General features: G+C 68.4%; 24 protein-coding genes. 8 read left to right on the forward strand and 16 right to left on the reverse strand.

Translation table 11 applies throughout. From position 1 onward, the window contains the following. Positions 1–12: 12 nt before the first annotated feature. The 7 genes from menE to C0J29_RS04845 form a co-directional block, all read right to left on the reverse strand. On the reverse strand, positions 13–1,083 hold the full coding sequence (gene menE / locus C0J29_RS04815) for an o-succinylbenzoate--CoA ligase (protein WP_065162625.1): 1,071 nt from the start codon (positions 1,081–1,083) through the stop codon (positions 13–15). Positions 1,084–1,151: 68 nt separating this feature from the next. Beyond that, complete coding sequence (locus C0J29_RS04820) at positions 1,152–1,460, reverse strand: DUF3349 domain-containing protein (protein WP_065044601.1); 309 nt, start codon at positions 1,458–1,460, stop codon at positions 1,152–1,154. A gap of 59 nt (positions 1,461–1,519) precedes the next feature. Continuing rightward, a complete protein-coding gene (locus tag C0J29_RS04825; RefSeq protein WP_065162624.1) occupies positions 1,520–1,807 on the reverse strand; it encodes a hypothetical protein in 288 nt (95 codons plus the stop codon). After that, positions 1,804–3,066, reverse strand: a complete 1,263-nt coding sequence (locus tag C0J29_RS04830; protein WP_065044603.1) for an inorganic phosphate transporter — start codon at positions 3,064–3,066, stop codon at positions 1,804–1,806. Before C0J29_RS04830 ends, C0J29_RS04825 begins: the two co-directional genes overlap by 4 nt. Positions 3,067–3,184: 118 nt before the next feature. Continuing rightward, complete coding sequence (locus tag C0J29_RS04835; RefSeq protein WP_065044604.1) at positions 3,185–3,571, reverse strand: VOC family protein; 387 nt, start codon at positions 3,569–3,571, stop codon at positions 3,185–3,187. A 10-nt stretch (positions 3,572–3,581) separates the two neighbouring features. After that, a complete protein-coding gene (locus C0J29_RS04840; protein ID WP_065162623.1) occupies positions 3,582–4,202 on the reverse strand; it encodes a maleylpyruvate isomerase family mycothiol-dependent enzyme in 621 nt (206 codons plus the stop codon). A gap of 15 nt (positions 4,203–4,217) precedes the next feature. Next, entirely contained in the window at positions 4,218–5,099 is an 882-nt protein-coding gene (locus tag C0J29_RS04845; RefSeq protein ID WP_065162622.1) for an SDR family oxidoreductase, read from the reverse strand. A 178-nt stretch (positions 5,100–5,277) separates the two neighbouring features. Here C0J29_RS04845 and C0J29_RS04850 point away from each other — a divergent pair, with 178 nt between their 5' ends. After that, positions 5,278–6,651, forward strand: a complete 1,374-nt coding sequence (locus C0J29_RS04850; RefSeq protein WP_120791673.1) for an HNH endonuclease signature motif containing protein — start codon at positions 5,278–5,280, stop codon at positions 6,649–6,651. Between the two features lie 11 nt (positions 6,652–6,662). Here C0J29_RS04850 and C0J29_RS04855 read toward each other — a convergent pair whose 3' ends face one another. The 4 genes from C0J29_RS04855 to fadD8 all read right to left on the reverse strand — a co-directional run bounded on the left by C0J29_RS04855 (position 6,663) and on the right by fadD8 (position 10,429). Continuing rightward, positions 6,663–7,565, reverse strand: a complete 903-nt coding sequence (locus C0J29_RS04855; RefSeq protein ID WP_120791674.1) for a 1,4-dihydroxy-2-naphthoyl-CoA synthase — start codon at positions 7,563–7,565, stop codon at positions 6,663–6,665. After that, a complete protein-coding gene (locus C0J29_RS04860; RefSeq protein WP_242460354.1) occupies positions 7,562–8,245 on the reverse strand; it encodes a hypothetical protein in 684 nt (227 codons plus the stop codon). The genes C0J29_RS04855 and C0J29_RS04860 overlap by 4 nt, the downstream gene beginning before the upstream one ends. Continuing rightward, positions 8,242–8,700, reverse strand: a complete 459-nt coding sequence (locus tag C0J29_RS04865; protein WP_120791675.1) for a nitroreductase family deazaflavin-dependent oxidoreductase — start codon at positions 8,698–8,700, stop codon at positions 8,242–8,244. The genes C0J29_RS04860 and C0J29_RS04865 overlap by 4 nt, the downstream gene beginning before the upstream one ends. A gap of 94 nt (positions 8,701–8,794) precedes the next feature. Beyond that, complete coding sequence (gene fadD8 / locus C0J29_RS04870; RefSeq protein WP_370530875.1) at positions 8,795–10,429, reverse strand: fatty-acid--CoA ligase FadD8; 1,635 nt, start codon at positions 10,427–10,429, stop codon at positions 8,795–8,797. An 84-nt stretch (positions 10,430–10,513) separates the two neighbouring features. Here fadD8 and C0J29_RS04875 point away from each other — a divergent pair, with 84 nt between their 5' ends. Genes C0J29_RS04875 through C0J29_RS04885 form a run of 3 tightly spaced genes read left to right on the forward strand, consistent with a single transcriptional unit; the run spans position 10,514 to position 13,871 of the window. Further along, on the forward strand, positions 10,514–12,118 hold the full coding sequence (locus C0J29_RS04875) for an amidohydrolase (protein ID WP_065162268.1): 1,605 nt from the start codon (positions 10,514–10,516) through the stop codon (positions 12,116–12,118). Further along, positions 12,118–13,086: an o-succinylbenzoate synthase gene (locus tag C0J29_RS04880; protein ID WP_120791676.1), complete on the forward strand. Its 969-nt coding sequence runs from the start codon at positions 12,118–12,120 to the stop codon at positions 13,084–13,086. The genes C0J29_RS04875 and C0J29_RS04880 overlap by 1 nt, the downstream gene beginning before the upstream one ends. After that, complete coding sequence (locus C0J29_RS04885; protein ID WP_065044613.1) at positions 13,083–13,871, forward strand: alpha/beta fold hydrolase; 789 nt, start codon at positions 13,083–13,085, stop codon at positions 13,869–13,871. Before C0J29_RS04880 ends, C0J29_RS04885 begins: the two co-directional genes overlap by 4 nt. A gap of 15 nt (positions 13,872–13,886) precedes the next feature. Here the strand turns inward: C0J29_RS04885 and C0J29_RS04890 are convergent, their stop codons facing one another. Then, positions 13,887–14,393 (reverse strand): hypothetical protein, encoded by a 507-nt coding sequence (locus C0J29_RS04890; protein ID WP_065044614.1) that lies wholly within the window; start codon positions 14,391–14,393, stop codon positions 13,887–13,889. Beyond that, a complete protein-coding gene (locus tag C0J29_RS04895; protein WP_120791677.1) occupies positions 14,390–15,802 on the reverse strand; it encodes a serine/threonine-protein kinase in 1,413 nt (470 codons plus the stop codon). Before C0J29_RS04895 ends, C0J29_RS04890 begins: the two co-directional genes overlap by 4 nt. Positions 15,803–15,880: 78 nt before the next feature. On the opposite strand from C0J29_RS04895, the gene menD reads away from it, so the two are divergent. From menD to C0J29_RS04910, 3 genes are all read left to right on the forward strand, one after another. After that, positions 15,881–17,530 carry a 2-succinyl-5-enolpyruvyl-6-hydroxy-3-cyclohexene-1-carboxylic-acid synthase gene (gene menD / locus C0J29_RS04900; protein WP_065162266.1) on the forward strand — a complete coding sequence of 550 codons (1,650 nt, stop codon included), beginning with the start codon at positions 15,881–15,883 and terminating at the stop codon, positions 17,528–17,530. Positions 17,531–17,556: 26 nt separating this feature from the next. Next, the gene (locus tag C0J29_RS04905; RefSeq protein ID WP_065162265.1) at positions 17,557–18,036 is read left to right on the forward strand and encodes a DUF3592 domain-containing protein; all 480 of its coding nucleotides are present in this window, start codon (positions 17,557–17,559) and stop codon (positions 18,034–18,036) included. Positions 18,037–18,107: 71 nt separating this feature from the next. Next, entirely contained in the window at positions 18,108–19,244 is a 1,137-nt protein-coding gene (locus C0J29_RS04910; protein ID WP_065162264.1) for a glycosyltransferase family 4 protein, read from the forward strand. A gap of 4 nt (positions 19,245–19,248) precedes the next feature. Here C0J29_RS04910 and C0J29_RS04915 read toward each other — a convergent pair whose 3' ends face one another. Then, positions 19,249–20,073 carry an SDR family oxidoreductase gene (locus tag C0J29_RS04915; RefSeq protein WP_065162263.1) on the reverse strand — a complete coding sequence of 275 codons (825 nt, stop codon included), beginning with the start codon at positions 20,071–20,073 and terminating at the stop codon, positions 19,249–19,251. Positions 20,074–20,138: 65 nt separating this feature from the next. Here C0J29_RS04915 and C0J29_RS04920 point away from each other — a divergent pair, with 65 nt between their 5' ends. Then, entirely contained in the window at positions 20,139–20,828 is a 690-nt protein-coding gene (locus tag C0J29_RS04920; RefSeq protein WP_065044620.1) for a demethylmenaquinone methyltransferase, read from the forward strand. Between the two features lie 81 nt (positions 20,829–20,909). On the opposite strand, the gene C0J29_RS04925 is transcribed toward C0J29_RS04920, so the two are convergent. Both C0J29_RS04925 and C0J29_RS04930 read right to left on the reverse strand, forming a co-directional pair. After that, on the reverse strand, positions 20,910–21,245 hold the full coding sequence (locus tag C0J29_RS04925; RefSeq protein WP_065044621.1) for a DUF732 domain-containing protein: 336 nt from the start codon (positions 21,243–21,245) through the stop codon (positions 20,910–20,912). A 46-nt stretch (positions 21,246–21,291) separates the two neighbouring features. Then, positions 21,292–21,978: a class I SAM-dependent methyltransferase gene (locus C0J29_RS04930; RefSeq protein ID WP_065162262.1), complete on the reverse strand. Its 687-nt coding sequence runs from the start codon at positions 21,976–21,978 to the stop codon at positions 21,292–21,294. Between the last annotated feature and the right edge of the window lie 58 nt (positions 21,979–22,036).

Below are 22,036 nucleotides of genomic sequence, written 5' to 3' on the forward strand. Positions count from 1 at the left end.
AAAGGAAGCAGCCTATTGACCGAACTGCTGTGCCAACGCCCGGCGGTCGACCTTGCCGATGCCGCGGCGCGGCAGCTCGGAGACCACATGCAACTCCCGGGGCGCGGCGGTGGCGTCCAGGGTGCGCGCGATATGGGACCGCAGCTCCTGCAGGGTCGGCGCCGCGGATCCGGCATGCAGCACCACCGCGGCAACCACCCGCTGGCCCAGCCGTACGTCGGAAACCCCGAAAACCGCACAGTCCGCCACGGCGGGATGGGTGAACAGCGCCGCCTCGACGGGACCCGGGAACACCGTCAGGCCGCCGGTGCTGATCGCGTCGTCGACGCGGCCCAGCACCGTCAGGACGCCCGAATCATCAACGGCGCCAAGATCATCGGTGAGAAACCAGCCATCTTCGAACGGATCCGGATCGACCGGGTTGCGATAGCCCTTGGCCAGGGTTGCGCCACCGAGCGCGATGCGGCCGCCGTCGCGGATCCGCAGTTGAACTCCGTCCAGCGGAACGCCGTCGTAGACGCAGCCCCCCGCGGTCTCGCTCATTCCGTAGGTGCGTACCACCGTGACACCGGCGGCGGCCGCGGCCTCGAGCACCGGTCGTGGCGCGGGCCCGCCGCCCAGCAGGACGGCGTCCAGCTCGGCGAGTGCGGCCGTGGCAGCGGGATCGGTCAGCGCCTTGGCCAGCTGGGCGGCGACCAGTGACGTGTACCGCCGCCCGGAGCCCAAACGGTCTATCGCGCTGGGCAATTCACCGATATCGAAGCCGGCCGAGACATCCAGCTCGACCGGTTCCGACCCCGCCAGCAGACTGCGGATCAGCACCTGCAGCCCGGCGATGTGGTAGGGCGGTATGGCCAGCAGCCAGCGCCCCGGTCCGCCGAGATGCTGGTGGGTGGCCGTCGCGCTCGCCCGCAGCGCGGCGGCGGTCAGCAACGCGCCCTTGGGAGCGCCGGTGGTTCCCGACGTCGTCACCACCAGGGCGACGTCGTCGTCGATCTCTTCACCGACGCGCAGGCCGCGCACCGTGGCGTCGATGTCGTGTGCCGGCGCGGCCACCAGCGCTGAGTCCGCGCCGTCGAGCACCCGGCCCAGGGCGGGTAGCAACTGCCGGGTCGCCGAGCCCGGTGCGACACCCAGTGCCCGCAGGACGGCTATGCGTGGTCTCCGTTGTCGCGCGCGTCATCGAGGGGCCAGCCCTGGGCGGCGAGTCGCTTGCGGACGCGCTCGACGTCATCGGGCGACGGCAGTTCGTCGGTGAGTTGCGTTATCGCGACGCCGATGTCGATCTTGTCGATGTTGAGTTCGCCGCGCTGCATCAATTCGTTGGCCACCGTGACGATCTCGTCGTTGGTCAGGCGGCGGGCCAGCAACGCCAGCACGGCAAAGGAATCCGTCGGCGGAATGCCGTCCGGATATCCCGCGCGCAGCCACGAGACGATCGAACTGAGAAAACGGTTCATTGTGCGATCAACTTACCCCCCGGGCCAGCGCCGAAACGCGGTTGACGAGGAACTCCGCGTTACGGTTTCGCGCCCAGGAACGGGTAGTGGGTGTGGTGGGCGATGAAGTCTCTGGCGATGTAGAGCACGCCCAGGACGACCACCACGAGAACCACGGCATAGATGAGCCAGGCGATGCCGGTCAGCAGCGGGCGAGGTCTCCCGGCGATACCGCTCGAGTTGAGAGTGCCGCCGCCGGCGGCCTGAAGCCGCACGCCCAGGGCGAACAAGCCCGGTAGCGCCGCGCCGGCCAGCAGGCTGAAGAGCAGGATCTTCAGCGTGGCTTCGTAGTTGAACCAGCCGTTCATGACGCGTTCCGTGCGGGGATCTGGCCGTCGGACCCGTACTGACGTGCCGGCGGACTCGGCGGACTCGGCGGCGCGGGGCTCGGTGGGGGTGGCGGCGACGGCAGTTCGTGTTCCTCGGCGGCGTCCAGACCGGCCGTCAGGTGGCCCTCCCAGTCGGCGTTGACGTTCTTGTGGTCGACCTTCACCCGCCGCGAGCGCAGGTAGATGGTGGCCGCCACCGCGATCAACAGCGAGAACCCGACAATGGCGCCGGGATAGCCACCGATGAGGTGCACGATCCAGTAGGTGACCGCGCCGACGAGGCCGGAGAGCGGCAGCGTCACCAGCCACGCGGTCGCCATCCGGCCCGCCACTCCCCAGCGGACCTCGGCGCCGGGCTTGCCGACCCCGCTGCCCAGCACCGAGCCGGTGCAGACCTGCGTGGTGGACAGTGCGTAGCCGAAGTGGGCCGACAGCAGAATGACTGCGGCCGAAGAGGATTCGGCGGCCATGCCTTGCGGCGACTTGATCTCCACCAGCCCCTTGCCCAGGGTGCGGATGATTCGCCAGCCACCCAGGTAGGTGCCGCCCGCCATGGCCAGGGCGCAGCACACGATGACCCACAGCGGCGGCATCGACGACGTCTTGCTGACCGACCCGTAGGACATCAGAGCCAGGAAGATCACGCCCATGGTCTTCTGGGCGTCGTTGGTGCCGTGTGCCAGCGAGACCAGTGACGCCGACCCGATCTGCCCGCGCCGGAACCCGGCCTCGGTGCGTTCGTCCGAGGTGCCGCGGGTGATCCGGTAGACCAGCCAGGTGGCTGCCGCGCCGACGACGATCGCCAGCAGCGCCGCGATGACGGCGGGGATGAGGACCTTGGAGATCACGCCCTTCCAGATCACCCCGTGTCCGCCGACGGCAGCGATGGTCGCACCGACGATGCCGCCGATCAGTGCGTGCGAGGAGCTCGAGGGTATGCCGAGCAGCCAGGTGAGCAAATTCCAGACGATGCCACCCACCAGGCCGGCGAACACCAGCTCCAGGGTCACCAGGTTGGCGTCGATCAACCCCTTGGCGATGGTTGCCGCCACCGCCGTGGACAGGAAGGCGCCGATCAGGTTCAGCACCGCCGACAGCGCGACCGCGACTTTCGGCGCCAGAGCGCCGCTGGCGATGGAGGTCGCCATGGCGTTTCCGGTGTCGTGGAAGCCGTTGGTGAAGTCGAATGCGAGTGCGGTGATCACGACGATGATCAAGAGGAACAGCTGAATGTTCACAGGCCCTGATTCTGGTGGTCGGAGTAACCCTTGTCGAACGGATGACGAGGGGAAATGCAGGAATATCGCGAGTCGTCGCCAGATGTTACCTAGCAGTTCATCTTCGGTTCGTCCCCACTCACTGCCGGGTGTCGGTACGCAACGGATGACCTCGCGGAACCTGGATGAAAATCAGCGTGACGCCGTCGGGATCGGTCACGTGCATCTCGTGCAGACCCCACGGTTCCTGCCGGGCCTCGCGGGCGATCGGCACGCCCCGGCCCCGCAGCTCGTCCTGGGTTGCCGCCAGGTCGCGCACCTGTAGCCACAGCGCGCCGGGAAAGGGTCCCCGGGAATGGTCCGGCTCGTCGTAGCCGGTCAGTTCCAGCAACGACTGGCCGGCGAAAAACACTGTGCCCGCGCCGTACTCGCGGGCGATCGCCAAGCCGATCTCGTCGCGGTAGAAGGCCAGCGAGCGTTGATAGTCCGCCGGTCGGAGCAGCATGCGGCTCGCCAGGATCTCCATGTGTTCGTGTCTAGCACCGGTTGCGCAACGTCGCCACGCCCGGGCCGGTCAGATCGTCGCAGGCCGCGGCCCGGCCGGTCATGGCAAGCAGCAGCGACAGCAGCGGCCCCTCGACCGGCTCGCCCTGTCCGTGCTGCCAGTCGTCGTCGGTGGCGCGCAGCGACAGACCGGCGATCCGTGTCTTGGCGCCGCTGAGCATGTTGGAGCCCTTGTAGAAGTCGATCACCTGGCGGACCGCTTCCGGCGGGTAGGTGTGCGGGATGCCCAGTGGACGCCGGATGTCGGCGCCGTGGATGACGATCTCGCCCAGCCAGGAGACCTTGGGGCCCGGCGGCGCTGAGGTGGAGCGCACCAGGCCGCGGAAGTCGGCCAGCGTGGCGGCCGGGTCGGGGCCGCGGTGCTTGTCGAGCTGCCCCCTGGAGAACTTTGAGAAGCTGAAACCCGCCCTGGCCATGCCGGCGAAGAACTTCACCGGGGTCATCGACGCGGTGGCGGACAGGTGGGCGACGACATCGCGGACCGTCCACTTGGCGCACAGGGAGGGTGTGTCCCACTGCGCCGGGGTAAGCGCGGTCAGGTCATCGGCGAGGGCGCCCCGCTCGGCGGCGATGGTGGTCCAGATGTCTGTCACGGCACCCTCCTCGGCTCAGCCGTGTTGGTTGTTGCGGGCCTGCATCAAGGTGTTGACCCAGCGGGGGCCGACGGTGTTCAGCGCCTTCGCCGCGATCGCCATCCGGGGCGCGATCTGTACCGGGCGGGTGCGGGCCGCGGTGATCATCCACTCGCCGGCCTCTTCGGACGTCAATGCGGGCATTCCCTCGTAGGCTTTGGTCGGCGCGATCATCGGGGTGGCCACCAGCGGGTAGTAGAGAGCCGTGGAGTGCACACCCTTTGGGCCCCACTCCGTTTCGGCGATCCGGGTGACCGAGGTCAACGCCGCCTTGGACGCGTTGTAGACCGCGAACAGCGGAGCGGCCTCGTTGAGCACACCCCAGGTGGAGACGTTGATGATGTGGCCGTCGCCGCGCTCGATCATGCCGGGCGCCAGCCCGCGCATCAGGCGCAGCGGGGCATAGTAGTTGAGCACCATGGTGCGTTCGACGTCGTGCCAGCGTTCCAGCGATTCGGCCAGCGGCCGGCGGATGGACCGGCCGGCGTTGTTGATCAGGATGTCGATGCCGCCGATGCGCTGCTCGACCTCGGCGACCAGGCTGTCGATGGCCTCCATGTCGGAGCAGTCGCAGGGGATGGACATCGCGGTGCCGCCCGCGGTGGTGATTCGGTGGGCGAGTTCGTCCAGCAGGTCCCGACGCCGGGCGACGACGACGACGGTGGCACCGCGCTCGGCGAACTGCTCGGCCGCTGCCTCCCCGATGCCCGACGAGGCGCCGGTGAGCAGGACGCGCTTGCCGCGCAGGTCGACGGGTTTGATCGCCGGCCGGTTGAGCAGCACTTGGGGCGTCACCGGCGGGCGCATGCTGGCCAGCACGATCTGATCGGTCAACCGGCGCAGCGGACTCTTGCTCACGGTGGGAGTCTAGGCGGGGCATCTCTGGCTGTGCGCCGCCGAGTCGGGGGCCGGGTGGCCTTGTCCGCCGGTGAGGCTCGCCCGACAGGAACGCATCAACGCGAAATAGCCTGTGCTGCTGTTGGTTCAGAAGTTTCCGGACGCCGACTTGTCAGTGCCTCTTCGTAGAATTGGGGGCATGTCATCGAGCATGTGCGAGGAGATCGCCGAGGTTCTCGGCGGGCTCGAGGCATGCGCGGAACGCTTGTGCGAGTTGACGTTCGAGGCACCGGACACCGCGGGACTGTTGGGGATCATCGACGCCATGTCCCGGGTGGTGCGCACGTTGCGCGTACCCGGGCATGCGGTCATCAACCAACTGGACACCCGGGCCACCAACGCGGAGTTGGGCGGCTCCCTGGGCCAGGCATTGGCCGACCGGCTGCGGATCACCAAAACCGACGCCCACCGGCTCATCGCCGAGGCCGCCGACCTGGGCCCGCGCCGCGCCCTGACCGGCCAACCCCTGACCCCGGTGCTACCCGCCACCGCCGCCGCCCAACGCCGCGGACACCTCAGCGACGCCAACCTCACGGTCATCCGCAAATTCTTCGCCAAGCTGCCCGACACCGTCGATGCCGCCACCCGCGCCTACGCCGAAGACAAACTCGCCCTGGCCGCCACCGGATTCCGCCCCGACGAACTCAGCGAATACGCCCAGGTGCTCAAAGACTGCCTCAAACCCGACGGCGACTTCTCACCCGACGAACCCGAACCCACCCGCACCCGCGGCATCACCCTGGGCCGCCAACAACCCGACGGCATGTCCCAGATCCGCGGACTGATCACCCCAGAACTCCGCGCCACCCTCGAACCCGTGATCGCCAAACTCGCCGCCCCCGGCATGTGCAACCCCGACGACCCCACCCCCGTCATCGACGGACGCGCCCCCGCCGAAGCCGTCGACCGCGACACCCGCACCCCCGCCCAACGCACCCACGACGCCCTGCAAACCGCGCTGCGCACCCTGCTGAAATCCGGCAAACTCGGCCAACACCACGGCCTGCCCACCACCATCATCATCACCACCACCCTGGCCGAACTCGAAGCCGGCGCCGGACGCGCCCTGACCGCCGGCGGCACCCTGCTGCCCATGTCCGACGTCCTCCGGCTGGCCTCCCCAGCCCACCACTACTTGACGATCTTCCACAAAGACAAAACCCTGGCCCTCTACCACGGCAAACGCCTGGCCAACCCCGAACAACGCCTGGCCCTGCTCGGCCGAGACCGCGGCTGCACCCGCCCCGGCTGCACCGTGCCCGGCTACTGGACCCAGGCCCACCACCTCGAAGGCTGGATGAACACCCGCCGCACCCACATCGACGAACTCGGCCTGGCCTGCCCACCCGACAACCGACTCGTCGAACTCCACAAATACACCACCCGCCGCAACATCAACGGCATCGTCGAATGGCGCCCACCCAAACACTTGGACGTCGGACGACCCCGCACCAACTGCATGCACCACCCCGAACGACCGCTGGCATCTGATGAGGATGACGAGGCGCCGTAGCGCACCCTTGCTCAGAAATATCGGGGGAAGGGGCTCCAGTCCGGCGGCCGCTTCTCCAGGAACGCGTCGCGACCCTCGACGGCCTCGTCGGTCATGTACGCCAACCGGGTGGCCTCGCCGGCGAACAGCTGCTGACCCACCAGGCCGTCGTCGAGCAGGTTGAACGCAAACTTCAGCATCCGTTGTGCCTGAGGCGATTTCGCGTTGATCTCAGCGGCCCACTGGATGGCAACCGTTTCCAGCTCGGCGTGGTCGACGACCTCGTTGACGGCACCCATATGGTGCATCTGCTCCGCGGTGTACGGGCGGCCGAGAAAGAAGATCTCGCGGGCGAACTTCTGTCCCACCTGACGCGCCAGATACGCACTGCCATAACCACCGTCGAAGCTGCCGACGTCGGCGTCGGTCTGCTTGAAACGCGCGTGTTCGCGACTGGCCAGGGTGAGGTCACAGACAACGTGCAGGCTGTGCCCGCCGCCGGCCGCCCACCCGTTGACCACGCAGATGACCACCTTCGGCATGAACCGGATGAGCCGCTGCACCTCGAGGATGTGCAACCTGCCGGCCCGGGCCGCGTCCACCGTGTCGGCGGTCTCGCCGCTGGCGTACTGATAGCCGCTGCGCCCGCGGATGCGCTGGTCTCCGCCGGAGCAGAACGCCCAGCCGCCGTCCTTGGGTGAGGGCCCGTTGCCGGTCAACAACACCACCCCGACGTCCGGCGACATCCGTGCGTGGTCGAGCACCCGGTACAACTCGTCGACCGTATGCGGCCGAAACGCGTTACGCACCTCGGGACGGTCGAACGCCACCCGCACCGTCGCGTCGCGCACATGCCGGTGGTAGGTGATGTCGGTCAGATCGTCGAAGCCGTCGACGAGTCGCCACTGCGTACTGTCAAAAGGATTGTCACTCAAGGCTCTTGGACTCCATCCTGGTCGATGGTGCGCTCGCCGCAACTGATCGTCTGGGCGGTCGTCACCGCGGGGTCCTGCGCGGACGTGGCCGTCAGGGTATCGGAGGTTCCGGTAGTGGCCCGGAGCCCGTTCAGGTCGATCTCGGTGCGCCGCACGGTCCACTGATCGCCGCTGCCCAGCGCCTGCAGTGCGACCAGGTTGCGTCCGCCGCCGATCTCGCTGCACCCCACGCCGGTGCCGCTGCCCGCCAAGTTCTCCAGATCGAATACGAACGGCCTGCCGTAGTGACTGTCTACGACGGTTTGCAACCGGCAGTCGGCGAAGGCGTACAGCGGCGCGCTGCGGCCCACGCTGGCAATCACCTGATGGCCGTCCTGGACCTCGATTGCCAAGGCGCGCAGTGGTATTGGGCTGGCCGACACAACCGGAACGTCGCTGTCCGCCCCGCTGGCGGTGGCGATGCCGACGGCGCGTGTCATGGCACCGTCCGGACTTTGCCACTTGCCGACCCATAAGGTGTCGGGCCGGCGGTCCCCGTCGACGTCGCCGATCTGCCGGGTCGCGGAGCCGGGTGGTACCGGGGTGCCGCCGGGCGGGCACCCGGGCGCGGCCGCGGTCGCGCGCGGCACCCCCACCAGACAAGCCGCAACCGCGACGGCGATCAGCAACCGCAGCATCATGTGTCGAAACGAAAAACCGCACAGCGCCCGGCGAGCGCTTCGAATTCTTCGGGACGCCCGTCCTCGACGAGGCCGGAACGCTTCATGAAACCCACACCGGTCGGCACCTCGGTGGGAAACGCCCGCAGCACCGGTCTGGCGTCGGCCGCCGAGAGTTCCACCAACCGGACGCGTTCGCTCTTGCGCCCGCGAGTCAGCGTGACTTCGCCTGCGGCCCTGACGTTTTTGACCCAGTCGGCACCCGGGAAGCCGGCCACGACGTACTGCTTACCGTCCAACGTCATCGGTGTCACCGGCGTAGACCGAGGCTTGCCGGATTTGCGGCCCGGCACCGTCAACACCACCGGGCTCTCGCCGCCGAAGTTCATGCCCAGCTTCGACATCTGGATGAAGACCTTGTTCATGGGCTTGAGCCACCAGGGCGGTCTTACCGGCGGCTGACTGCGCTCACTCATGCCCGCCAGCGTAGCCACCGTGGCGTCGCCGAATGTGCGGCCAGCTTCACACTCGGCAGCGAATGTGCGGCCAGCTTCACGCTCGGCGCACCGATCAGCCCACCGCGCGGCCGGCGCCCTCCCAGAACTGCGCGCGCACCGCCTTCTTGTCGGGCTTGCCCAGCCCGGTCAACGGCAGCGCGTCGACAACCACCACCCGCTTGGGTGACTGCACCGAGCCTTTGCGCTCTTTGACCGCGGCCTGGATCTCGGTGATCATCACCTCGATCGCCGCCTCGTCGCGGGCCGCGTCGGAGCGCAACACCACCACCGCGGTGACGGCCTCGCCCCACTTCTCGTCGGGTGTCCCGACCACGCAGGTCTGCGCGACGGCCGGGTGCTCGGCGATCACGTCCTCCACTTCGCGGGGGAACACGTTGAAGCCACCGGTCACGATCATGTCCTTGACCCGGTCGACGATGAAGTAGAAGCCGTCCTCGTCCTCGCGGGCCATGTCGCCGGTGTGTAGCCAGCCGTCCTTGAACGCTTCGGCTGTTGCCTCGGGCTTGTTCCAGTAGCCGGCCGCCAAAAGTGGCCCGCTGACGCAGATTTCGCCCGGCTCACCCTGCGGCACCGGCTGGCCGTCCTCGCCCAACAGTGCCACCCGCGCGAACAGCGTCGGGCGTCCACACGAGGTCAGCCGCTTCTCGTCGTGATCGGCCTTGGCCAGGTAGGTGATCACCATCGGCGCCTCGGACTGGCCGTAGTACTGGGCGAAGATCGGGCCGAAGCGGCGGATCGCCTCGGCCAGGCGCACCGGGTTGATCGCCGAGGCACCGTAGTAGACCGTCTCCAGCGAGGACAGGTCCCGGGTGTGCGAATCCGGGTGGTCCATCAGCGCGTACAGCATCGACGGCACCAGCATGGTGGCCGTAATGCGTTGTTCCTCAATGACTCTCAGTACCTCGGCCGGATCGAACTTGGCCAGTACCACCATCTCGCCACCCTTGACGACGGTGGGAGTGAAGAACGCCGCACCCGCATGCGACAGCGGCGTGCACATCAGGAACCGCGGGTGTTCCGGCCATTCCCATTCCGCCAGCTGGATCTGGGTCATGGCGGCGATATTGCCCGTGGTGCCGATGACACCCTTGGGCTTGCCGGTGGTGCCGCCGGTGTAGGCCATGCCGCCGATGTTGTCCGGCGGCAGGTCGGCGACCACCAACGGCTTGGGCTCGAACTTGGCCGCCTCGGCGGACAGGTCGACCGCCACGCCGCGCAACGCTTCCGGCACCGGGCCGATGGTCAGGATCTGCTTGAGCGAGTCCACCTTCTCCAGCAGTCCCAGCGCGCGCTCGACGAACATCGGGTTGGGGTCGATGATCAGCGCGCTGGCGCCGGAATCGTTGAGCACGTAGGCGTGGTCATCCAGTGAGCCGAGCGGGTGCAGGGCGGTGCGCCGGTAACCCTGCGTCTGACTTGCTCCGAGGATCATCAGGACCTCGGGCCGGTTCAGCGACAGCAGGCCGACCATGACGCCGGAACCGGCGCCGAGGGCCTCGAATGCCTGGACGTACTGGCTGATCCGCTCGGCGAGCTGACCACCGGTCAGGGTGGTGTCGCCGAGGAAGAGCACCGGGCGGTTCTTGTGGCGCTTGAGTGCGCCCGCCAGCAGGTGGCCGTTGTGGGTCGGGTTGCGCAACAAATCGACACTCATGGCGCCGCTCCTCCTCATCGCTTCGCTCTGCATCGTCGCTGGCGCGACTCATGATCCAAGACTAGAACGTGTTGCAATTCGGCTTTTTCGCGCCCTCGGTCAGTAGGATTTGCCCACATGAGCGCCGCTGACACCGTCTTCACCGGAACCGTACTGACCGTTGACGAAAGCCGCCCGACGGCAGAGGCGCTCGCCATCGCGGACGGCCGGATCATCGCCGTCGGCGACCGCGCCGACATCGAGCAGTACCTGGGACCGGACACGCAGACCATCGACCTCGGCGACGGCTGCGTGATGCCCGGTTTCATCGAGGCGCACGGTCACCCCCTGATGGAGGCGATCGCGCTGTCGGACCGGATCGTCGACATCCGGCCGGTCACCGTCCGCGACCCGGACGATGTGGTCGAGACGATCCGGCGCGAGGCCGCGCGTCGTGGTGCCGAAGGCGCTTACCTCAACGGCTGGGACGCGCTGCTGCAACCCGGGTTGCCCGACCCGACGCTGAGCTGGCTGGACGACATCGCACCGGACGGGCCGCTGGTCATCATCCACAACTCCGGCCACAAGGCGTTCTTCAACTCGCGCGCCGCGGAACTCAACGGCCTGACGCGCGATACCGAAGACCCCAAGGGCGCCAAGTACGGCCGCACGGCCGACGGCGAACTCGACGGCACCGCCGAGGAGATCGGCGCGGTCTTCCCATTGCTGGGCGGCGCGATCCAGGCGGGCAACTACCCGGACATGTTGCGTGCGGAGTGTGGGCGCCTGAACCGCGCAGGCCTGACGACGTGCTCGGAGATGGCCTTCGACCCGACGTTCAAGCCCATGGTGGAGCAGCTGCGCAACGACCTCACCGTGCGGCTGCGCACCTACGAGGTCTCCAACGCGCGGATGGCCACCGACGCCACCCCGGGCGAGGGCGACGACATGCTGCGCCAGGTCGGCATCAAGATCTGGGTGGACGGCTCGCCGTGGATCGGCAACATCGCGCTGTCGTTCCCCTACCTGGACACCGCCGCCACCCGGTCGGCCGGCATCACACCCGGTTCCTGCGGCTGCGCCAACTACACCAAGGAGCAGCTGACCGAGATCGTGGGCGCATACCTGCCGATGGGCTGGCAGATGGCCTGCCACGTCCAAGGCGACGCGGGCGTCGACACCATCCTCGACGTCTACGAAGAAGCCCTGCGCCAGCACCCGCGCGAAGACCACCGGCTGCGGCTCGAGCACGTCGGCGCCATCCGGCCCGAGCAGCTGCAGCGCGCCGCCGCGCTCGGGGTCACCTGCAGCATCTTCGTCGACCAGATCCACTACTGGGGTGACGTCATCGTCGACGGGCTGTTCGGGCCCGAACGCGGCTCCCGCTGGATGCCGGCCGGCTCCGCCGTGGCCACCGGCATGCGCATCTCGCTGCACAACGACCCGCCCGTGACGCCCGAGGAGCCGCTGCGCAACATCAGCGTGGCCGCGACCAGGGTGGCCCCCAGCGGACGGGTGCTGGCGCCCGAGGAGCGGCTGACCGTCGAGCAGGCGATCCGGGCGCAGACCATCGACGCCGCCTGGCAGTTGTTCGCCGACGACGTCACCGGCTCGCTGGAGGTCGGCAAGTACGCGGACCTGGTGGTGTTGTCTGCCGACCCGCGGGCGGTGCCGCCCGAGCAGATCGCCGACCTCGAGGTGCGGGCGACGTTCCTGGCCGGTAGGCAGGTCTACGGGCAGTGATGCCGCCGTTGCAGGACCTGTTGGACCGCCTGCACGTGGTGGCGCTGCCCATGCGGGTGCGGTTCCGCGGCATCACCACCCGGGAACTGGCGTTGATCGAGGGCCCGGCCGGCTGGGGTGAGTTCGGCGCGTTCGTCGAATACGAACCGCCCGAGGCCGCGCACTGGCTGGCATCCGGGATCGAGGCCGCCTACGCCGAGTCGCCGCCGGCGCGACGCGACCGCATCCCGATCAACGCGACGGTGCCGGCCGTCGAGGCCGCCGAGGTGCCCGCCGTGCTGGCCCGATTTCCCGGGGCCCGCACCGCCAAGGTGAAGGTCGCCGAGCCGGGACAGCGCCTGGCCGACGACGTCGACCGGGTCAATGCGGTCCGGGAGTTGGTCCCGACGGTCCGGGTGGACGCCAACGGCGGCTGGAGCGTCGAGGAAGCGGTTAAGGCCACCTCGGCGCTGACCGCTGACGGCCCGCTGGAATACGTCGAACAGCCCTGCGCCACGGTCGCCGAACTCGCCGAGCTGCGCCGCCGAGTCGACGTGCTCATCGCCGCCGACGAAAGCATCCGCAAGGCCGAGGACCCGCTGGCGGTGGTCCGGGCCGGCGCCGCCGACGTCGCGGTGCTCAAAGTTGCTCCGCTGGGCGGTATTTCGGCCATGCTGCGGGTCGCCGCGCAGATCGACATCCCGATCGTGGTGTCCAGCGCGCTGGACTCCGCCGTCGGGATCGGCCATGGTCTGGCGGCCGCGGCTGCCCTGCCGGAGCTGCGGCACGCCTGCGGACTGGGTACCGGCCGGCTCTTCGTCGACGACGTCGCCGATCCGGTCGCGCCCGTCGACGGGTTTCTTCCGGTGGGTCCGGTGACACCCGATCCCGCCCGGCTCGAAGCGTTGCGGGCGCCGGCGGATCGGCGACAGTGGTGGATCGACCGGGTCAAGACCTGCTACCCGTTGCTTGTACCGTCGATCGGGTGATCAACCTGGCTTTCGACGACAAGGGGACCGGTGAGCCGGTTGTCTTCATTTCCGGCCGCGGCGGTGCCGGACGCACCTGGCACCTGCACCAGGTCCCGGCGTTCCTGGCGGCCGGGTATCGCTGTGTCACCTTCGACAATCGCGGGATCGGCGCCACCGAGAACGCCGAAGGCTTCACCACCCAGACCGTGGTGAACGACACCGCGGCCGTGATCGAATCCCTCGGCGTCGGTCCGGTGCGAATCGTCGCGGTGTCGATGGGCTCCTACATCGCACAGGAACTCATGGTGGTCCGCTCCGAACTGGTCAGCTCGGCCGTGCTGATGGCCACCCGCGGCCGGCTGGACCGCACCCGCCAGTTCTTTCACCAGGCCGAGGCCGACCTCGATGCCGCCGGTCACGGACTGCCCGCCACATACGACGCGAAAACCCGCTTGGTGGAGAACTTCTCCCGCAAGACCCTGAACGACGACGCGGCCATCGCCGACTGGATCGCCATGTTCAGCATGTGGCCGACCAAGCTCACTCCCGGCTACCGCTGCCAGCTGGACATCGCCCCGCAGACCAACCGGTTGCCCGCCTACCGCAACATCGCCGCGCCGGTGCTGGTGATCGGGTTCTCCGACGACGTGATTACGCCGCCCTACCTGGGCCGCGAGGTCGCCGACGCGCTGCCCAACGGCCGCTACCTGCAGGTCCCGGACACCGGGCACCTAGGGTTCCTGGAGCGGCCGGAGGCGGTCAATGCCGCGATGCTGAAATTCTTCGCCGGCACGAAGGCATAGAAAGACAAAGCCTGATCAGACCGGGTCGAAACGGTCGATCAGCCAGCTGCCCCGCACCTTGGTCAATCCGACGCGCACCGAACTGGCGGTCAGGGTCGGCTCCGTCCGGTCGTTGCCGGTCGTCTTCTGGTCGACGAACACCAGGATCGTCGCGGAGTCGTCGTCCAGGCTTTCCACCCCGGCCTGCGCGACGGTGGCGTTGCTGGTGATCCGCTGCGCACGCGCGCCGGGGATGACGGTCTGGCTGGTCAACTGGTCATAACTTTTCAGGAAATCGCCGGTCAGCAGGGCCTTGGCGGCATTGACGTCGTCCTCGACGGTGTCGGGCGTGTAGCTCAGCACCCTGACCGCCCCGGTGGTCGCGGCCACCATCGCCGCCTGGCGAGCGGAAGCCTTGTCGGCCACCGGCACCGTCGGCCGGCTCTTGGCCACCAGCTGCCAAGCCCCCACCGACGCCGCGGCGATGGTTGCGGCGCTCAACGCGACGATGAGCAGCCACCAGGTGACGCGTCGGGCGGTCATGGGACGAACTCCACCTTGGACACCTTGTAATCGTTGGACACCCGGTAATCGCTGCCCGACTTCTCGACCCGCAGTAGCAAACGCCAGCTCCGCGGTTCCTGGCTGGGCTGGCTGTTCGTCGAACTCGTCGAGCTCGCGGCGACCAGCACAGTGGCTGTCGTGCCGGTAAGTGACTGCAGGCCGGCGGATTTCACCGACCCGGTGGTGACGGTGTTCGCCTGCACCAGCACTTCGGTGAAATTGGCGCTGTTCTTCGCGAAATCATCGTGGAATTCACCGGTCGACCCGTCCAGCAGCCGTTGCACGTCGCTCTTCGCCGACTTCGCGCTGACAGTGGTCAGCCACAGCGCGAACTGCTTGCCGTAGTCGACATACGGTTGCCACTGCGGCGCCGCGGTGGATCTGGGTTCCGGCCGCAGCAGCTGCGTCGCGGCGAAGCCGGCGGCGCCGAGCAGCAGCACCACCAGGACCAACGGGACCACGATCGCCGGCCAGCGCGGCCGCGCGGGCATGGGTTGCGCGGGGGGCCAGGGCATCGCGGGCTGGGTCGGGTACTGATAGACAGCCGGCCCGATGACCGCCGCGCGAAGTGCCTGCGCGAAATCCGAACAGCGCGCGAAGCGCTGCCCGGGATCTTTCGACATCGCTTTGGCCAGAACGGGATCCAACCGCGCCAGCTCGGGTCGGCGCTGCGATACCAGTGGTGGCGGCGCGGTGAGATGCTTGCCGATCACCGCCGCCGCATTGGAGTGCTCGAATGGCGGCACGCCGGTCAACAGGTGAAAAGCCGTGGCGGCCAACGCATATTGATCGGCACGTCCGTCCAACGGCTCGGCCATCAGCTGCTCGGGCGCCGCGTAGGCGATCGAACCGACCGTCGCATTCGTCGTCGTCAGCCCGCCGATGTCATCCGTCCTACGGGCAATACCGAAGTCTGCCAACAGAATTCGCTGCCGGTCCGGCCCGGGGTGGGTGAGCAGGATGTTGGCGGGCTTGACGTCGCGGTGCAGCAGGTTGCGCTGGTGGGCGTAGTCCAGCGCGTCGGCGACGGCCGTGACGATGTCCAGCACAAGATGCTCGGGCATGCCGGACGGGAAGTCCTCCCGCAGCGCCCGAGCCGCGTCGGTGCCGTCGACGAAGTCCATGGTGATCCACAGCTGACCGTCGAACTCGCCGCGGTCGTGCAGGCCGACGATGTTGGGGTGCCACATGCCGGCCGCCAGGTCGGCCTCCCGGTTGAAGCGCTGCCGGAAGTCGGCATCGTCGGTGAGCGCGGCGGGCAGGATTTTCAGCGCGTCCCAGCGCGGCAGCCTGGGATGTTGAGCCAGGTAAACCTCGCCCATCCCCCCGGAGCCGAGCAGTCGCGCGATGGTGAAACCGGCAAAGACGTCGCCATCGGCCAGCGGCATAACAGCAAATCCTACTGATCGGCTCGATCGACGAGCGGTGGCCGGTTGTGACAAGGCCGGTTGTGACACCCTGTAGAGGTGAACCCCTCGACGACCCAGGCGCGCGTCGTCGTCGACGAATTGATTCGCGGCGGCGTCCGCGACGTGGTGTTGTGTCCCGGCTCACGCAACGCGCCGCTGGCATTCGCACTGCAGGACGCCGACCGGGCGGGCCGGCTGCGGCTGCACGTGCGCATCGACGAACGGACCGCCGGCTATCTGGCCATCGGCCTGGCCATCGGCGCGAACGCGCCGGTGTGCATCGCCATGACGTCGGGCACTGCGGTAGCCAACCTCGGGCCGGCGGTGGTCGAGGCGAACTATGCCCGGGTCCCGCTGATCGTGCTGTCCGCCAACCGGCCCTACGAACTGCTGGGCACGGGCGCCAACCAGACCATGGAGCAACTCGGCTATTTCGGCTCCCAGGTGCGGGCCACCATCAGCCTGGGCCTGGCCGAAGATGTGGCCGAGCGGTTGCCCGCCCTCAATGCCACCTGGCGTTCGGCAACCTGCCGAGTATTGGTGGCCGCCATGGGTTCTCGCACAGCGAACGCCGGTCCCGTGCACTTCGACATCCCGCTGCGCGAACCTCTGGTGCCCGATGTCGAGCACCTGAATGCGCCGACTCCGGCGGGGCGCCCCGACGGGAAACCGTGGACCTACACCCCGCCGGTCACCTTCGATCAACCGCTGGACATCGACCTCACGCCCGATACGGTCGTCATCGCCGGCCACGGCGCCGGCACGCACCCCAACCTGGCCGACCTGCCGACCGTCGCCGAGCCGACGGCGCCGCCGGCGGCCAACCCGCTGCATCCGCTGGCGCTGCCGCTGTTGCGTCCCCAGCAGGTGATCATGCTGGGTCGCCCCACGCTGCACCGGCCGGTGTCGGCGCTGCTGGCCGATGCGGCGGTGCCCGTGTTCGCGCTGACCACGGGGCCCCGCTGGCCCGACGTCTCGGGCAATTCGCAGGCCACCGGCACCCGCGCCGTCACCACCGGAACGCCGGACCCGGCCTGGCTGCGCCGCTGCGCCGAACTCAACGAGCACGCCGTCGCCGCGGTGCGCGGGCAACTGGCCGAGCACCCGCTCACCACCGGTCTGCACGTCGCCGCCGCGGTCGCCGACGCGCTGCGACCCGGTGACCAGTTGGTGTTGGGCGCATCCAACCCGGTGCGCGACGCCGCGCTGGTCGGGCTGGACGCCCGCGGCATTCAGGTGCGGTCCAACCGCGGCGTCGCCGGAATCGACGGCACCGTGTCCACCATCATCGGGGCCGCGCTCGCGTTCGAGCGCGTCGGCAATCCCGATGCGCCGCCGCGCACGGTCGCACTGATCGGGGACCTCACCTTCGTGCACGACAGTTCGGGGCTGCTGATCGGGCCCACCGAACCGACCCCACGGCAACTGACCATCGTGGTGTCCAACGACAACGGCGGCGGCATCTTCGAACTGCTCGAGCAGGGCGACCCGAGGTTCTCCGACGTATCCGCACGGGTCTTCGGTACCCCGCACGACGTCGACGTGGGCGCGCTGTGCCGCGCGTACCACGTGGAGAGTCGCCAGATCGAGGTGGACCAGTTGGCCGCCGCCCTCGACGAGCCCGGCACCGGCATGCGGGTATTGGAGGTCAAGGCGGACCGGTCGTCGCTGCGGCGACTGCACGCGGCCATCAAGGCCGCGTTGTGACACGACTCGCCAGATCGCCGAAAGACTTGCTGCGCATCCTGATTCACGGAACCAGCGAAGAGCTGCCGGATACCCGGCCCAGGATGGTGGTGCGCTGGGCGCGCATCACCGTGTTGATCGTCATACTTCTGGTCACCCTGCAGTCGGTGCTGTTGGTGGCCGGGGCGTGGCGTAATGACCTGGCGATCAAACGCAACATGGGAGTCGCGCAGGCCGAGGTGCTCAGCGCCAGCCCGCGGCGCTCGACCATCGAGTTCGTCACCCCGGACCGCGTCACGTATCGGCCGGAACTCGGCGTGCTCTACCCGTCCGAATTGGCCACCGGCATGCGGATCTACGTCGAATACAACAAGAAGGACCCGAACCTGGTGCGGGTACAGCACCGCAACGCCGGCCTGGCGATCATCCCGGCGGGCTCTATCGCGGTGGTGGCCTGGCTGATCGGTGCGGGGGCCTTGATCCTGTTGGCGGTGCTGGACAAGCGGCTGAACCGGGCCGACTCCTAGCGCGGACAGATTTCGCGTCGCGTATTCCAGGCGGCAACCTGGCCGACAGGCGCTACTGCCACTGTGGTGGCGTGCGCGTTGCAATCGTCGCCGAATCATTCCTGCCGCAGGTCAACGGTGTGAGTAACTCGGTGGTCCGGGTTCTCGAGCATCTGCGCCGCACCGGTCACGAAGCCCTCGTCATCGCCCCGGACAACCCGCCCGGTGAGACCCGTGCCGATCGCGTGCACGACGGTGTGCGGATCCACCGGACGCCAGCGCGGATGTTTCCCAAGGTGACCACGCTGCCGCTGGGCGTGCCCACCCCGCGTCTGCTGCGCGTGCTGCGCGGATTCGATCCCGACGTGGTACATCTCGCCTCGCCGGCGCTACTCGGATACGGCGGGATGCTGGCCGCGCGCCGGCTCGGCGTCCCGACGGTGGCCGTGTACCAGACCGACGTTCCGGGTTTCGCGGCCAGCTACGGCATCCCGATCACCACGCGGGCCGCGTGGGCATGGTTCCGGCACCTGCACAGTCGCGCCGACCGTACCCTGGCGCCGTCCACCCCGACAATGGAAGTTCTTGCCGCACAAAGTTTCCCACGAGTCCACCGATGGGCGCGCGGCGTCGACCTGATTCGGTTCGCGCCGTCCGCGCGGGACGAGGCGCTGCGCCGGCAGTGGTCTCCGGACGGCCGGCCGGTCGTCGGGTTCGTCGGTCGGCTCGCCCCGGAGAAGCACGTCGAACGGCTCGCGGTGCTCGCCGGCGCCGGCACCGTGCGGCTGGTGATCGTCGGCGACGGCGTCGATCGCGCCAAACTTGAGAAGTCAATGCCCACAGCGATTTTCACCGGTGCGCTGTACGGTGCCGAGCTCGCGGCGGCGTACGCCAGCATGGACGTCTTCGTGCATCCCGGCGAACACGAGACGTTCTGTCAGGTCGTGCAGGAAGCGCTGGCGTCGGGGTTGCCGGTCATCGCCCCCGACGCCGGCGGCCCGCGCGACCTGGTCGCGCCATGTCGCACCGGCCTGTTGCTGCCGGTGGCCGAGTTCGAGACGCGGCTGCCCGGGGCCGTCGAGCACCTGCTGGCCGAGCGCCAGCGCTATTCGCAGGCCGCTCGGCGCAGCGTGCTCGGCCGCAGCTGGTCGGTGATCTGTGACGAACTGCTCGGCCACTACGAGGCCGTGCTGGCGCGTCCCGAACGGCCCGCCCGCCGGTACGCGTGAAAACCTAGCCCTGAGCCAGCTCAGCCACCGGTTGCCACTCTTCCCAGGTGCGCAGCCGATTCTCGTAGTCGGCCCGGGCCGTCTCCAGCGGCGAGGCGCCGAAGAAGACCCGCAACGGCGGCTCTTCCGCATCCACCACCTTCAGCACCGCCGCCGCTGACGCGGACGGGTCACCCGGGGCCGCCCACCGCTGTTTGCGCCACTCGTCCTGCTTGGCGTGCACTTCGGCATATTCCGGCAGGCGTTCGGCGCGCCGGGACGACGATCCGGCCCAGTCGGTGTCGAACCCGCCGGGCTCGATCAACGTGACGTGGATGCCGAACGATGCGACCTCCTGGGCCAGCGCCTGCGAGAAACCCTCCAGCGCCCACTTCGAGGCGTGGTAGATGCCGACGTCGGGAAACGCGGTGATGCCGCCGATCGACGAGACCTGGATGATGTGCCCGCTGCGCTGCGCCCGGAGGTAGGGCAATGCGGCCTGGGTGATCCACAGCGCGCCGAACACGTTGGTTTCGATCTGGTCGCGCGCATCCTGCTCGGACACCTCCTCGACGAAACCGAACTGCCCGTAGCCGGCGTTGTTGACCACGATGTCCAGGCGCCCGAAGTGCTCGTGGGCGTGCTTGACGGCGGCGAAGTCCGCAGCCCTGTCGGTGACGTCCAGCCGGATCGGCAGCAACGCGTCGCCGTACTGACTTGCCAGGTCGTCCAGCGAGGCGGTGTTGCGTGCCGTGGCGGCCACTTTGTCGCCACGTTCCAGTGCGGCCGTGGCCCACTGACGTCCGAAGCCCCGCGATGTACCGGTGATAAACCAAACTTTTTCGCTCACGCAGTCTTGCAACGCATTGACCGGCGACGAATTCCCCCTGCCGGCGGCCGGGTAGCGTCTCAGAGGTGAGCCGCGCCGACCTCGACAAGGATCCCCGGGACGTCGCGTCGATGTTCGACGGGGTCGCCCGCCGATACGACATCACCAATACCGTGCTGTCGCTGGGCCAGGACCGGTTCTGGCGGCGCGCTACCCGCTCGGCCCTCAAGATCGGGCCGGGGCAGAAGGTGCTGGATCTGGCGGCGGGAACGGCGGTGTCGACGGTCGAGTTGGCGAAGTCCGGGGCCTGGTGTGTGGCCGCGGATTTCTCGGTCGGCATGTTGTCCGCGGGCAGCGCTCGCGATGTGCCGAAAGTCGCCGGCGACGCGACCCGGCTGCCGTTCGCCGACGAGGTGTTCGACGCGGTCACCATCAGCTTCGGGTTGCGCAACGTGGCCGACTTTGCTGCGGGCCTGCGCGAGATGGCGCGGGTCACGCGGCCGGGCGGCCGGCTGGTGGTGTGTGAATTCTCCACTCCCACAAGCCCTTTGTTCGCCACCGCGTACAAGGAGTACCTGATGCAGGCGCTGCCGCGGGTGGCCCGCGCGGTGTCCAGCAACCCCGATGCCTATGTCTATCTGGCGGAGTCGATCAGAGCCTGGCCCGATCAGGAGGCGCTCGCGCAGGAGATCACCCGCGCGGGATGGTCAGCGGTGCGGTGGCGGAATCTGTCCGGCGGGATCGTGGCGTTGCACGCGGCGTACAAGCCGCTCTGAGCGCGCACTGAGCCTGCGTTTTTCGCAGGGCTCTACTCGCGAGTCCTCTACAGATTTGCGGCCTCGGTAAGCCGCGAGCTGTTACGTGCCCGCCCGCTGCAAGAAGCCCACCTGCTCGGGGCAGTAGTGGTCGAGCGCCGCGCCCAGGAACTGGAACGCCTGCCCCTGGGTGGTGCCCCGCGGCAGATTGCGCTGCAGGAAAGTGGCCGACTTGTAGGGATCCCCGTCCACGCCGCGCTCGATGCGCTGGCAGCTGATCTTGCCCAACCAGGCGTTGTAGTCCTGGGGGCCGTAGATGCCATAGGTGTGCAGTTGAGCGTTGAACGGGGCGTCGTAGTCGTCGGCCTGGGCGGGTGCCGCCACTCCGATAGCGGCGACCGCCATGGCCGCGAAAGCACCCAGCTTAAATGCCTTCATTAGACGGACTATACACCTGGACCCGGGTCTGCGATCACGCCCGCTATCAGCCCAGATGAGCCGAGAGCAGCCACGCGCCGACCGACTTGCGGCCGTCGGATTCCTCGCGGGCATCGAAGCCGGGCATCTCGGGCACGTCCGCGGGCAGCTGGGCATGGATGCGCGCGGGACGCAGGTCGTCGATCACCCAGTACTTGGCGACGACGTCACGCAACTCGTCCTCGGTGACGGCGTTGATCGGCCCCTCGGAAATCGCCGCCTTGTCGAAGACCAGCACGAAGTACGACGCACCCGGCGCCGCCGCGCGCACGATGGACCGCTGGTAGCCCTCGCGCAACTCGACGGGCATCGAGTGGAACAAGGTGCTGTCGACGATGGTCTCGAACCGGCCGGCCGATCCAGCGGGGTAGCTGTCGAAGTCGCTGATGTCGGCGACCGCGAAGCTTGCGTTGGTCAGGCCGCGTCGCTGCGCTTCCGCCTGGGCCAGCTTGATGGCGGTGGGGGAGGCGTCCAGCCCGACCGTGGTGTGCCCTAGCTCGGCCAGCGCCAAGGAGATGGCGCCTTCTCCGCAGCCGGCGTCCAGGACGTCACCGCGAAACCTGCCCTGGTCGATGAGGGCGGCCAATTCCGGCTGCGGTTCACCGATGCTCCACGGCGGGCGGGCGCCCTCGCCGAGCTGGCTGGATTCGCCCCGGTAGGCCTGTTCGAACTGGAAATCCACTGGTGAAGTCATGCCATCGAAGGTATCAACCTGCCTGATATATGTCAACTAAGTTGATATGTTGGATTAC

This window comes from Mycobacterium paragordonae (assembly GCF_003614435.1).
Classification (GTDB): domain Bacteria; phylum Actinomycetota; class Actinomycetes; order Mycobacteriales; family Mycobacteriaceae; genus Mycobacterium; species Mycobacterium paragordonae.